This is a genomic window from Rhodococcus sp. WB9 (genome assembly GCF_007558985.1).
In the GTDB taxonomy this organism is placed as follows: Bacteria; Actinomycetota; Actinomycetes; order Mycobacteriales; family Mycobacteriaceae; genus Rhodococcus_F; species Rhodococcus_F opacus.
In genome coordinates this window covers 1,392,227-1,405,056 of record NZ_CP041769.1, presented here as the reverse complement: position 1 = coordinate 1,405,056, position 12,830 = coordinate 1,392,227, and the positions used below count along the sequence as shown (strand labels likewise).

The window sequence follows — 12,830 nt, the reverse complement described above, 5'->3', positions numbered from 1 at the left end:
ACCTGGATGCGTTCTTCGTTGCGGAAGGCGAGCAGTCAGACCGTGAAGCGTCCTCGGTTGCTGAGAAGCACCGCACCGACCACGTTCCTGGCCTGTTCCGAAGCGAGGAACAGCACGTTGTCCGCGATCTCGTCCGGAGTCGCATACGGCACCGGCGTGTTGTTGACCCACTGCACTTTGAGTTCTTCCGGTGTGCGCGCGGCCATGCCGGTCTCCGTCGGGCCGGGAGCGACGAGGTTGAGTCGGATGCCGAACGCCACCACTTCCTTGGCGACGGCCTGGCAGAACGCATGAACGGCGGCTTTCGACGCCGCGTAGTGCGGGTATCCGATCAAGGTGTCGAACGCCGACGACGACCCGATCACGACGATCGCGCCTCCTTTCGGCTTCATCGCCCGCACCGCGGAGCGGACCACGTGAAACGTGCCGTCGAGATTGACCGACATCACCCGGCGCCACTGCGCGTCGGTGAGATTCGCCGTCAGGTCGATCGGCGTGCCCGCGGCGGCGGCGCCCGTAATGATCTTCTTGGACTCCGGATCGTCCACGCCGGCAGCGTGGACGACCACGTCGAGCCGACCCTCGGCGGCGAGAACCTCCGCCATGACGGCGTCGACGGCCTCCGGGTCGGACACGTCGACGCCCCGCGCGATCGTCGTGGGGTCGTCGCCGTGCCGCCGGCGCACATTCTCGGCCGCGATATCCGCCACGTAGACGCGGGCAGCTCCCTCACCGACGAGCTGTGCGACGACGGCCGCCCCGATCCCCGATCCGCCGCCGGTGACCAGGGCGACCGCACCCTCGAACCTGCCCTGTCCTGCCGTCCGAGACATATTCATCTTCTCCGTACTCCCCTTTCTCCGTTCCCGATCGAGGTCGGGACAATTCAGTGCAGTTCACCTCAGTGCAGTTCACCGGTGGAGGCAGGGATATCCGTGCCGAAGTACGCTGCCTCGGCGGTCCGGGCGAATTCCGCGGAACCACTGTTGCCGCGCGCGACGACCTCACCTTGACGCAAAACGACTACCTCGCTGCAGGATTCGAGCGCGCGCGAGAGTGACTGGTCGAGCAGGATAGTTGTGATGCCGCGGCGTGCCAGCGCATTGACCTGTGAGTAGACCTCGTCGACCATCGCCGGAGACAACCCCAGTGCGGGTTCGTCGAGGATCAGGACTTCGGGGTCGGCCATCAGCGCCCGGGCGATGGCGACGAGTTGCTGTTCGCCGCCGGACAACGAGCCGGCCGGTATGTCCATGCGGGTGCGGACGCGTTCGGGGAGCCCCTGGCGCAGTTCGTCGAGCCGAGTTCGCAAGGTGCGACCGGAGATTCCTGCGGCGTACGCCGCGACCTCCAGGTTCTCCCGCACCGACAGGGTGCGGAACAGCGCACGCCCCTCGGGAACCAGGCTGAGGCGCAGTGCGTCCGTGCCGGTGACCGTGCGGGTGCCCCCGGTCGACTGCAGGTCGCCGTGCAGGATCCGCCCCAGAGTGCTCTTGCCGGCGCCGTTCGCGCCCACGATGCCGAGAATTCCGCCCGCATGTACGTCGAGATCGATGCCGGACAATGCCTGCACACCCGCGTAGTGGTGCTCGATTCCCCGCACGGAGATCAACGGAGTCGACGTCCGGTCGATCTCGGGTGCGATCAGAGTGGTGTCGATATTTCCGAGGTACGAGTCGCGGACCTGACGGTTCTGCAGGACGGTGTCCGGGGTTCCGTCGGCGATCAGCTCGCCGAAGTCGAACGCCACCACCCGGTCCGCGACGGCGAACAGGTCGTCGAGCACGTGGTCGATGATGATCACGGACGTTCCGGACTTCGAGAGTCGCCGGATGTGGCCGGCGAGGGTGTGCCGTTCATCCGCGTCGAGACCACCGAACGGTTCGTCGAGCACCATCAAGCGAGGGTTGTCGGCCAGCGCCGCGATCGCACGGGCCAGGTCGACTCGTTTCTGCAGCCCGAACGGCAGTTCGTCGGGGAGCCGGTGCACGTGGTCGGACAATCCGACACTCGCGAGGACCCGCACCGCACTGTCGCGATCGGCCCGGCGCCCCCAGCGGTTGACGACACTGACATTTTCGAGCACGGTCAGTTCGGCGAAGAGTTCGGCATGCTGAAAGGTCCGGCCGAGGCCGAGCGAGCGTCGACGAGTCGCGCGTACCCCGTGCAGGGGCCTGCCACCGAGTTCCATCGTTCCCACGACTTCACCGCCACCGATCAGGCCGCAGAGGGCGTTGACGAAGGTCGTCTTGCCTGCGCCGTTGGGCCCGATGATCGCGAGCACCTCACCGGCACCCACGCGGAGGTCGATGTCGTGCACGGCCTGAAGACCGCCGAATCGAACACCGAGCCTCTCCGTCTTCAGCACGGTTGCCGCGGCCGCATCGGCGGGCGTGTTCGTTCCCGAATCAGCTGTGTCGAGAAGCATGGGCAAAGCGGGGCGGCCGAGTACACGCGTGGCAGGGACGAATCGGTGCAACAGCTTCCCGGCCGTCGGGACGATGCCGTCGGCGAGGAACAGCAGGGTGAGGATCAGGACTCCCCCGATCAGGTACGGCTGGTCGATCGACAGCGACGACGACAACGTCGGCGCGGAGGCGAGGAACGCCCCACCCAGTACGGCGCCGATCACGCTGCCGGTCCCGCCGAGCACGGTCGCGGCAACCAGGTTGACCGCGAACACCATCGAAAAGCCTTCCGGGCTGATGAAGCCCGACAGCAGGGCAAGGAGTACACCCGCCAGACCCGCGACACCCGCGCTGATCGCGAAACCGAGGCTCGATTGCAGTTCGGGAGCGATGCCGATCGACCTGCCGGCCAGGGGGTGCGTCTTGGCCGCGACCATGCGCATGCGAATGGTGGTGCGGCGCATGAACACCGATACCGCGATGGCGAGACCGAGGACTCCGACGGCCAGGTAGGTGACGTCGTCGGACGACGGAACGAGGTCGCCGAAGGTGTCGACCGGCACGCCCTGGTCGCCGCCCGTCACGCTCTTCCACGCACCGATGATTTCGAGCGTCACCAATGTGAACGCCAATGTCAGGAGCGCGACGTAGAGCACAGAGAAGCGGGAACCGGCGAAACCGAGGAAGCCTCCCAGCACTGCGCACAATACAACGGCGACGACGGACGTGAAGGCCAGTCCCCAACCGTGACTGCTGCCGTAGGCCGTCGCATACGCGCCGATCGCGACCATCGCGGGATGCCCGATCGACCAGATACCCGTCCACCCCGCCAGAAGCGAGATGGACAGGACGATCAGTCCGTACACCGCGGCAAGTCCGACCGTGTAGATCTGGTAGCCGGGCACGAGTCCGGCAGAGAGCAACGCAATCGTCAGGATCGCCGCGACCGGTCCGCCGAGAAGTTGACCCGCGCTGTACAGCCGCTGGGCCAGGCGGCCTGCACCCCGGCCCGAGATGTCCTGTGTGATCATGAATTCAGACCCTCTCGAAGGTTTGGCGGCCGAAGATGCCCTGGGGACGGATGAGCAGCACGAGCACCGCCACGCAGAAGACGAACGTGTCGCGGAAACTGGCGGAGATATAGGCCGCCGCCAAGTTGTCCAGCACACCGATGACGAGCCCACCGATGACCGCGCCGTACATGCTCGTCAGACCACCCAGGAGGATGCCGGCGAACGCCCGGAACAACACGGGGGCGAGGATCACCGGCGACACTCCAGTCTTCGGGGCGTACAGGAAGACTCCCAGCACCGCCAGCGCCATGCCGAGGGCCCATGCGATCCGCGCGACCTTGTGCGCGTTGATGCCCAAGATCTCCGCGGTCTCGGCCGATTCCGCGACCGCACGCATCGCGGATCCGACCGGTGTCCGCGTGAACAGGTATGCGATGGCCGACACGGCCAGCGCGGCGAGCAGAATCGTCGCGAGGTCCTGCAGCATCAGGTTCGAGTTGCCGATCGAGATCGTGCCGTCGACGAGTTGCGGGAATCGTCGCGGTTGCTCTCCCCAGTACTGGCCGATCACATGTTCGACGATGATCGACAGCCCCATCGTGACGACGAGCGCGGCGAACAACTTCCCCTGCCCGAGCGGACGAATCAGCGCTTCCCGCACCACGACTCCGCTGAGGGCGCCGAAGGCCACCGCGACGACCAGAGCGACGACAATGCCTACGCCGGCCCCGTACGCACTGAGGGCAACGTAGATGGCGAGGGTCGACAACGACGCCATGGCGAAATTCATGACGTCGGTGGATCGGAAGATGATGACCAATCCGAGTCCGATGAGACCGTACACGGCACCGTTGGCGATGCCGGTGGTCAAAGTGATGAACAACTGGTCCACGATGCCTCCGAGGGGCGGCCGGAATTCAAATTGAGTTGACTTCAGTTCAAGTAACGTAGACGACCGCGGATGTGAGCGCAACCACACCCCACACCCCCTGTGAGTACTTATTAACCGCCCGTGGTTAATAAGTACTCACAGGCAGCGGAGCGGCCCTCTGCCACGGCATGGGCGACCTTGCGCGGCACGAGCGCGTCGCCGATGACGTGCACGCGCGCGCTTTCCGGCACCAGGAGTGACCAGTCGACCGAGCGCCGCTCACCCGCGACGACGATGCGGTCGGCGTCGAGCCGCACCCGCTCCCCCGACAGGGTGTTCTCGAACTCGACCGAGCCGCCGGAGACCGCGACGAGCGACGACAGCACCCGGACGTCGACCGGCGCGCCCGACAGCCGGCGCAGGTACTGGACCCGACCTTCGGCGGGCAGACCCGACGCAAAGGCCGCGGCCGGCGTCAGGACCGTCACCCGGCGGGCGCCGGCCGCCAGCGCCGCTTCGACCGCACTCGCCGCGGGCCAGAGCCCGAATCCGTCGTCGATCACGACGACGTGTCCGGCGCCGCGGAGCGCCGCCCCTCCGCCGGCCAGCGCCTGCGACGACAGCAGCGTCTTCGTTCCTTCCGCCTCGGGCAGAGGCACTTCGACGGCTCCGACGGCCAGAACCACCTCGTCGAAGTCCTCCAGCTCGGCGGCGCTCACCGTGTGGCCCTGACGGATCGCGACCCCCGGCATGTTGGCCGAGTAGTAGTCGAGGAGGCGACGCCAGCCGCTGCGATGTGGCGCGTCGGCGGCGAACGCGAGCTGGCCGCCGATCCGCTCGCGCTGTTCGAAGAGCGTCACGTCCCGATCGGGTCCGAGCCGCATCGCACACTCGAGCCCGGCCGGGCCGGCGCCGACGACCGCGATCCGCCGCCGGTCCCTCGACGAACGTGTCGGACCCAGCGACAGCGGGTGTGCCGGACGCGCGGAATGGCCGGGCGGGGCGAGTTCGGGATTGACCGAGCAGAGCAGGACCGGGTCGAAGGCCCTGCAGTCCTCGTTGCACGACACACACGGCCGGATCGAGGCTTCCCGGCCGGTCAGCATCTTCCTCGGGAAATTCGGGTCCGCGATCAGCGGTCGTGCCACGCCGACGAGGTCGGCTCCCGAACGGAGCGCGCTGTCGATGGACGCGCCGGTGCGAAACGAGTGTGACACCAGCAGCGGTGTCAGCGCTGCGGCGCGCAACCGGCCGACCGCGTCGAGGAGCGGTGGGTCGGTGACGGCCATGTCGCGGACGTAGGTGGTGCGGACGCCGACGGTGACGTTGACGTAGTCGAATCCCGAGAGGTGTGGCAGCACCTCGCAGAGCCCGTCCATGCTCTGTCCGGCCTCGTCGCCGCCTTCCGCGGAGACGCGCACACCGAGGACGATTCCAGGGCAGGCGTCGCGCACCGCAAACGCGATGCGGTCGAGAATCCGCACCCGCCGGGACACCGTCGCGGCGTCTCGGCCGACATTGGTGATCGGCGAGAGGAATTGTGCCAGCAGATACCCGTGGGCCGCGTGCAGTTCGACGACCGGGAATCCGGCGGACCACGCGTGGACGGCGGACGTACGGAAGGCGTCGACGATGTCGTCGACGTCGGCGGGCGAGAGGGCGCGAGGCCGCGTCGGTTCGCGCGGTGAGCGGACCGCGGACGGCGCGACGGGATGGCTCCACAGCTCGGCGCCGAGCGTCTCGCGTCCGAGGTGCACCAGCTGGCAGGCCGCGACGGCTCCCTCCTCGGTGATGGCCCGCGCCCGGGCCTCCAGGCCGGCGAGAACTTCGGGGCGCCAGGCCTCGGTGATGTTGCCGTTGCGGTTGGTCGAACCGGGTGACACCACGGTGCCGCCGACGATGAGCATCGCGGCACCGCCGGCCGCGCAGCGCCGCCAGTAGTCGCCGTCGCCGCGTGCGGGGATGCCGCCGGCGACGGCTCCCGACGCGTGCGGCGTCCCGACGAGGCGGTTCGCCAGCTGTAGCGAGCCGAGTTGCAGCGGCTGCGCTGCCCGTGGTGTCGTCATACCCATCCCCTAACTGAACTGGATTCACTTCACGCTATCAGGTGATTGACATCACAGGAGCACTTCTTTAGATTCAAACTGATATCAGTTCAATTTAGCGAGGAGCAACATGTCGTTCGTTCTCGTCCACGGCGCAGGAATGGGTGCCTCCTGCTGGGAGCCACTCCTCCCCTTACTCGAACAGGACGCTCTCGCAGTCGATCTCCCCGGACGGGGACGACGGCGCTCCGTCGACCCGCGGTCCGTCACCCTCGACGACTGTGCCGCCGCCGTCATCGACGACGTGGAGGCGGCCGGCCTCGAGGATGTCGTCCTCGTCGCACACTCCTTCGGGGGCGTGACGGCCCCGAAGGTCATGCAGGCGCTCGCTCCCCGACTGCGGCACGTCGTCTACCTCTCCGCCGTCGTCCCGCCCGACGGCACACGGGTGATCGACCAGATCGATCCGGACGTCCGCACCGCCGTGGAAGCGTCGATAGAAGACGGTGTGTACCGCCAGGATCCGACGGGCGCCGCCGCGATGCTCTGCAACGACATGGATGCCGAGCAGACGGGCTGGACGATCGATCAGCTCGTCGACGACTGCGGCGCGCTCCTCACCGAATCCGTCGATCTGTCCGGTCTCCGCGCCGACATACCCCGTACATACGTACGTTTGACCAAAGACGCCTGCTATCCACCGGAACTGCAGGAGAGATCGGCGGCCGTCGTCGGCGGCGACACCGTCTTTCTCGAATCCGGCCACATGGCCATGGTCACGATTCCCGATCGCGTTGCTGCACTGCTCCACGCTCTCGCGTCGTAGGCCCCGTTCGACTCCCCGATCCATTACCGAACACCCAGGTTCGCACTCGCCGAACCGATTCCGGAAGGACTTTCCTGCCATGAGAAGAGTGCCGATCAAGCTGATGGCCATCGCGGTGGTCGCCGCGTTCGCCTCCGCCGCCTGCAGTTCCAGCGGCTCCGGCGTCAACCAACCCGTGTCGGGCACGTGGGACGACGTCGTCGCGGCCGCCAAGGGCGAAGGCAGCGTACTGCTGTACTCGAGCCAGAACCCCGCCAATCTCGAGGCCCTCAAAGTGGCATTCGAGCAGGAGTACCCCGAGATCTCGCTCGAGTACGTCCGCGGAACGGACGCCGACATCAACCCGAAGGTCGAGGTCGAGAATCAGACGAAACGCGGCACGGCCGACGTCCACATGCTCACCGACTCCGCCTGGATCGAGACCGCCGCGGAGTCGGGAACCTACTCGACCGACCTCGTCGGCCCGGCATTCGACGCGCCGGAGTACGAACCGCAGAAGAGCATCATCTCCGACAGGTTCTTCCTGACCAGCGCGGCAGTGTTCTCCCTCGGATGGAACACGACAGCTCTTCCCGGCGGTCTGCAGAAGCCGGAGGACCTCCTCGACCCTGCGTTGAAGGGCAAGATCGGCATCGTCAACCCGTCGGGCATCGCCTCCTACGTCGACTTCTACCGCTTTTTCGAAAAGAACTTCGGCCCCGGCTATCTCCAGAAGCTCGCCGAACTGAAACCGCGCATCTACCCGAGCGCGCTGGGGGTCGCCCAGGCCTTGACCTCGGGCGAGATCGTCGCCACGCCGGTGGTGCAACCGCTGGTGCGGGAGAAGGAATCGGGCGCACCCGTCGACTGGGCGCTGCCCACACCGCCGTGGGGAACACCCTGGTTCACACATGCCCTGTCCGCTGCGCCGCACCCGAATGCGGCTCAGGTCCTGGCGAATTTCATGGTCACCCCGGCCGGCCAGAAGGCGCTGTCGCTCGGCTACGCGAGCGCCCTCCCCGGCATCGAAGGAAGCGTCGCGCGCGCCCAGGACATCGCACTGCCCAACCCTTCCGATCTGACGCCCGAATCGCTCACCGAATACCAGGCCGACTGGGAAAAGAGATTCATCCAGTGACGCCACACGACGCGCGACTGCGTGACACCTGTGCTCTCGTCACCGGTGCGGCACGCGGGATCGGCGCCGCGACAGCGGAACTCTTCCACGCCCACGGTGCGACGGTGTACCTGTGCGACGTCGACGACGACCTCGGCAACAGCGTCGCGGCGAAACTCGGTGAAAGAGCCCATTACCGGCATCTGGACGTGACCGAGGAAGCCGACTGGTCCAGGGTGACCACCGAGATGGCGGACCGCGGCCATCCGATGCGCATTCTCGTCAACTCGGCCGGCGCCGCATCCAAGGCGTCGATCATGGACACCTCGCTCGCCGAGTTGCGACGCATGATCGACCTCAATCTGGTGGGCACGTTTCTCGGACTGCAGGCCGCGGGAGCCGCGATGACCACCGGTGGATCGGTGGTCAACCTGTCTTCGCTGCGCGGTGTCCTCGCGACCGCCGAACTCGGCGCTTACGGCGCGTCGAAGTTCGGCGTGCGCGCCCTGACCCGCGTTGCGGCGCTGGAGTTCGCGGAGAGAAACATCCGGGTCAACGCCGTGTGCCCGGGCAGTATCGACACGGCGATCACGGCGGGCGCCGACTTCGCGAACGACGACATGGACGCGTACGTGAAAAGCATTCCGTTGCAACGCCGCGGCCTGCCGCTCGAGGTGGCGAAGGCGATCCTCTACCTCGCGAGCGACGACAGCAGCTACGTCACCGGGACCGATCTCATGATCGACGGGGGAACCTCCGCGGGCGCCCGGACTCCGAAGCGCTCGTCACGGTGACCGGGACCCTTGCCGGTCGTCCACACCCCGGCTATCGTGACATGAACTGAATTCACTTTATTTCAACGAACCACTCGCAACCAAGCAGGTGCCAGGTGACATCGCAATTCCGGGTTTCCAACCTGACCAAGACCTTCGGGTCCAACACCATCGTCGACCAACTCGACCTCGACATCGAGGACGGCGAATTCCTCGTCCTGCTCGGCCCCAGCGGGTGTGGGAAGACGACCACGCTCCGCTGCATCGCCGGCCTCGAGACACCCGAGGGCGGGTCGATCACGTTCAAGGACCACACCGTCTTCGACGCGTCGGCCCGGATCAACGTCCCGGCCTACAAACGCAACATCGGCATGGTCTTCCAGTCCTACGCGCTGTGGCCGAACATGACGGTGCGCGAGAACATCCGCTACCCGCTGAAGGTCCGCCGGATGAAGAGCGCCATGGCCTCCGGTCAGGTCGAAACCGCTGCGGGCATGGTGGACTGCGGGGCTCTGCTCGACCGGTATCCCTCCCAGCTCAGCGGTGGGCAGCAACAGCGGGTGGCGGTGGCTCGCGGATTGGTCGCGCAACCCGACCTGGTGCTGTTCGACGAACCTCTAAGCAATCTCGATGCGCGACTGCGCGATCAGGTGCGGTCCCAGATCCATCAGCTCCACCAACGCCTCGGCTTCACAGCCGTATTCGTCACCCACGATCAGGCCGAGGCGTTCGCACTCGGAGACCGGCTCGCCATCATGAAAGCGGGCAAGATCGAGCAGTACGACACCCCGGAGCGGGTCTACGAGACCCCGTCCTCCGACTACGTCGCCGCGTTCATCGGCATGGCGAACAGACTCGAACTCGTCCGGCGGCACGAGGGGTGGACGACGCGCGCGGGCACCCCGGTCGACCTCGATGCGGCCGGCATCCAGGGCGGACACATCGGTGGCGACGCGGCACTGGGAAGAATGCGCCCCGACGACCTCGCGCTTCATCGTTCGCTCGGCGAGGTCGCCCCCGGCGATGTCGGCCTGTCCGGTGAACTCGTCACCTCGGAGTACGGCGGCCGCTATTTCGACGTGACGGTCGACGCCGGAGGTGAGCGGTTGTACCTGCGCGCGGATGCGGGTCGGCACGGGCCCTGGTTGCGTGGCGCCGCCACGGGATCTCCTCTGGTGGTGAGCTTCTCCCCCACCGCACTACGCGTGTTCCCGCACCCCGACGGGCACGTCGATCTGCAGGCTCCCGAGCTCGCTCGGGCCGCCGCCCGATCGGAGGCATGATGGCTACCGTCGCTGTGAGCCGCGGCGCGCGGCCGCTCGTCGTCAGCGCGGTGTGGCGAACCCGGCTCGGGTACGGCGCGCTGCTGGCGTTCCTCGCGTACCTCGTCGTGCTCCCGCTGTTCCGGCTGCAGTCGCTGGCGTTCGAAGACGGGGCTCGCGGATATCAGGCCCAGTACGGGCGGTACGACATCGGTCAGACGATCCGGACGACGATCGCCCTCGCCGTCACGTCGCTCGCCATCGCCATGGTGCTGGGAACGGTGCTCGCGTTCGCGGCCACCAGACTGCCACGCCGGCTGAGCTTTCTGCGGATCGTCCCTATCCTGCCCATCGTGATGCCCGCGGTCGCCAACGTCGTCGGGTGGGCGTTCCTGCTCTCTCCGGGACCGGGGTACCTGAACGCACTCCTGCGCATGCTTCCGTGGTGGAACACCGTGGATTCCGGACCGATCGACGTCTACAGCACCCCGTGGATCATCATTCTCACCGGTTTCGGACTCACGTCGTTCGTGTACCTGTTCGTGAGCGCGGGTATGCAGAACATCAGTTCCGAGCACCTCGAGGCCGCGCAGATCAGTGGTTCGTCGACGCTCGGGGTGTTCTTCCGCGTGGTCCTTCCGCTGCTTCGCCCGTCCCTGGTGTACGGCGGCGGAATCGCGCTCCTTCTCGGATTGGGCCAGTTCACCGGGCCGCTCCTGCTGGGGCAGAACGCGGGCGTGAAGGTGCTCACCACCGAAATGTACCGCCGCGTGTCGGAGTCGCCGGCGGACTTCGCGGCCGCTGCCGCCGCGGGTTCACCGCTCGTCATCTTCGGAATCGTCGTCGTGCTCGCGCAGAAGATGCTGCTCGGCAATCAGAAGCGCTTCGTCACCCACGGCGGAAAAGCGTTCGCACCGAATACCGGTCGCTCGGCCTGGGCCGCGGTGACGATCTCCGTCTATGCGTTTCTCGCGCTCATCGTCCCGCTGATCGGCCTGGCCATCGTGGCCGTGTCTCCGTACTGGTCGGAATCGCTGTCCTGGAATATGTTCACGCTCGACAACTTCCGGGCGCTCTTCCAGACCGCGAGCATCGTCGACTCGGTGTTCACCAGTCTTCTCACCTCCGTCGTGGCAGTGGTGATCTGCGTGCCGATCGGCTATCTCACCGCCACGCTGCTCGTGCGCGGCCGCAAGCACCGGATCCTGGGCACAATCGGTGACGTCATCACTGCTCTGCCCCTGGGCATCCCGGCGGTGATCTTCGGCGTCGGGTTCCTGCTGACCTACACGCAGCCTCCGCTGATCCTGTACGGCACCAAAGCGGTCATCATCCTCGTGTACGTCGTGCTGATGGTGCCGTTCTCCACCCGGATGCAGATGACGGCGATGCTGTCGCTCGGGGAGACCTACGCCGAGGCGTCGGCGACGAGTGGTGCGAGCCCGTTCGTCACCAATATCCGGGTGATCCTGCCGCTCATGCGGCCGACGGTGCTCAGTGCCGTCGCCCTGATGTTCATCCTGCTGACCCACGAGTTCGCTGCCTCCCTGCTCGTGCGGGCCGCCACGACACAGGTGATGGGCACGCTGCTGTTCGACCTGTGGGAGAACGGTTCCTACCCGCTGGTGGCGGCGATGGCGCTGCTCATGACGGCGGTGACGAGCATCGGTGTCGTGATCGCGATGCTGGTCGGTGGTCGAAACGTGTTGAGCAATCTGTGATGTCGCGACGCCCTGTCAGATCCGAACGAAGAACGAGGAGTCAAGATGACTGTCGGCCCTGACCGGCTCAGAGACAAGGTCGTCGTGGTGACGGGTGCGACCGGTGGCATCGGCGTCGAGATAGTCCGCAGGCTCGCCGACGAGGGCGCTCACGTCGTCGTGACCGATCTCGACGAATCGGCCTGCCACGACCTGCTGCGCACTCTCGCCCGGCCCGAACGACATGCCGCGCACGCGCTGGACGTCGCCTCCGACGACCGGTGGGAGGCGGTCGTCGCCGCGACCGAGACGACGTTCGGCGCGCTCCACGCCCTGGTGAACAATGCCGCCATCGGCAGTGTCGCAACCGTCGAGGACGAGACCCGAGCGCACTGGGATCGTGTGGTCGGGGTCGGCCAGACCGGCACGTGGCTGGGCATGAAACATGCCGGACCCCTGATCGAGCGCAGCGGCGGCGGTTCGATCGTGAACATGTGCTCGATCCTGGGCACCGTGGGCGGCCTGGGCAACAGCGTCGCCTACGCGGCCGCCAAGGGCGCCGTCCGCACGATGACGAAGAACGCCGCCCTGCACTGGGCGACAGCGGGAGTGCGGGTCAACTCGCTGCACCCGGGCTTCATCGCGACGCCACCGCTGCTCGAACGCTGGGAGGGCACCGAGCGTCACCGCGAGATGCTGGCCGGCACACCGATGGGCAGGCTCGGGCGCGGTGAGGAGATCGCGGCCGCGGTCGCCTTCCTGGCCGGCGACGACTCCACCTTCGTCACCGGATCGGAGATCTACGCCGACGGTGGGTGGACGGCGGCCTGAACCCC

The 12,830-nt window shown here is 66.9% G+C and carries 10 protein-coding genes; 6 read left to right on the top strand and 4 right to left on the bottom strand.

Features of this window, described 5'->3' with window-relative positions; translation table 11 throughout:
- Positions 1 to 35 precede the first annotated feature (35 nt).
- From FND50_RS06690 to FND50_RS06675, 4 genes are all read right to left on the bottom strand, one after another.
- The gene (locus FND50_RS06690; RefSeq protein ID WP_144285214.1) at positions 36 to 833 is read right to left on the bottom strand and encodes an SDR family NAD(P)-dependent oxidoreductase; all 798 of its coding nucleotides are present in this window, start codon (positions 831 to 833) and stop codon (positions 36 to 38) included.
- Between the two features lie 68 nt (positions 834 to 901).
- Positions 902 to 3,439, bottom strand: a complete 2,538-nt coding sequence (locus tag FND50_RS06685) for an ATP-binding cassette domain-containing protein (RefSeq protein ID WP_144285213.1) — start codon at positions 3,437 to 3,439, stop codon at positions 902 to 904.
- 4 nt (positions 3,440 to 3,443) lie between these two features.
- Positions 3,444 to 4,313 carry a branched-chain amino acid ABC transporter permease gene (locus FND50_RS06680; protein WP_144285212.1) on the bottom strand — a complete coding sequence of 290 codons (870 nt, stop codon included), beginning with the start codon at positions 4,311 to 4,313 and terminating at the stop codon, positions 3,444 to 3,446.
- 110 nt (positions 4,314 to 4,423) lie between these two features.
- Complete coding sequence (locus FND50_RS06675) at positions 4,424 to 6,358, bottom strand: FAD-dependent oxidoreductase (RefSeq protein WP_144285211.1); 1,935 nt, start codon at positions 6,356 to 6,358, stop codon at positions 4,424 to 4,426.
- Between the two features lie 109 nt (positions 6,359 to 6,467).
- Between FND50_RS06675 and FND50_RS06670 the strand changes: the two genes are divergently transcribed.
- From FND50_RS06670 to FND50_RS06645, 6 genes are all read left to right on the top strand, one after another.
- Complete coding sequence (locus FND50_RS06670; RefSeq protein WP_144285210.1) at positions 6,468 to 7,163, top strand: alpha/beta fold hydrolase; 696 nt, start codon at positions 6,468 to 6,470, stop codon at positions 7,161 to 7,163.
- Between the two features lie 79 nt (positions 7,164 to 7,242).
- A complete protein-coding gene (locus FND50_RS06665) occupies positions 7,243 to 8,280 on the top strand; it encodes an ABC transporter substrate-binding protein (protein ID WP_144285209.1) in 1,038 nt (345 codons plus the stop codon).
- The gene (locus tag FND50_RS06660; RefSeq protein WP_144285208.1) at positions 8,277 to 9,053 is read left to right on the top strand and encodes an SDR family NAD(P)-dependent oxidoreductase; all 777 of its coding nucleotides are present in this window, start codon (positions 8,277 to 8,279) and stop codon (positions 9,051 to 9,053) included. Before FND50_RS06665 ends, FND50_RS06660 begins: the two co-directional genes overlap by 4 nt.
- 95 nt (positions 9,054 to 9,148) lie before the next feature.
- Positions 9,149 to 10,315 (top strand): ABC transporter ATP-binding protein, encoded by a 1,167-nt coding sequence (locus FND50_RS06655; RefSeq protein ID WP_144285207.1) that lies wholly within the window; start codon positions 9,149 to 9,151, stop codon positions 10,313 to 10,315.
- On the top strand, positions 10,315 to 12,015 hold the full coding sequence (locus tag FND50_RS06650; protein ID WP_144285206.1) for an iron ABC transporter permease: 1,701 nt from the start codon (positions 10,315 to 10,317) through the stop codon (positions 12,013 to 12,015). The genes FND50_RS06655 and FND50_RS06650 overlap by 1 nt, the downstream gene beginning before the upstream one ends.
- Before the next feature lie 45 nt (positions 12,016 to 12,060).
- Positions 12,061 to 12,825 carry an SDR family NAD(P)-dependent oxidoreductase gene (locus FND50_RS06645; protein ID WP_144285205.1) on the top strand — a complete coding sequence of 255 codons (765 nt, stop codon included), beginning with the start codon at positions 12,061 to 12,063 and terminating at the stop codon, positions 12,823 to 12,825.
- The last annotated feature ends 5 nt before the right edge of the window (positions 12,826 to 12,830 follow it).

What these genes read in the sequence shown, in the direction of transcription:
- FND50_RS06690 (WP_144285214.1), bottom strand. Translation starts at nt 833, where the DNA reads ATGTCTCGGACGGCAGGACAGGGCAGGTTCGAGGGTGCGGTCGCCCTG.
- FND50_RS06685 (WP_144285213.1), bottom strand. Translation starts at nt 3,439, where the DNA reads ATGATCACACAGGACATCTCGGGCCGGGGTGCAGGCCGCCTGGCCCAG.
- FND50_RS06675 (WP_144285211.1), bottom strand. Translation starts at nt 6,358, where the DNA reads ATGACGACACCACGGGCAGCGCAGCCGCTGCAACTCGGCTCGCTACAG.
- FND50_RS06670 (WP_144285210.1), top strand. Translation starts at nt 6,468, where the DNA reads ATGTCGTTCGTTCTCGTCCACGGCGCAGGAATGGGTGCCTCCTGCTGG.
- FND50_RS06665 (WP_144285209.1), top strand. Translation starts at nt 7,243, where the DNA reads ATGAGAAGAGTGCCGATCAAGCTGATGGCCATCGCGGTGGTCGCCGCG.
- FND50_RS06650 (WP_144285206.1), top strand. Translation starts at nt 10,315, where the DNA reads ATGGCTACCGTCGCTGTGAGCCGCGGCGCGCGGCCGCTCGTCGTCAGC.
- FND50_RS06645 (WP_144285205.1), top strand. Translation starts at nt 12,061, where the DNA reads ATGACTGTCGGCCCTGACCGGCTCAGAGACAAGGTCGTCGTGGTGACG.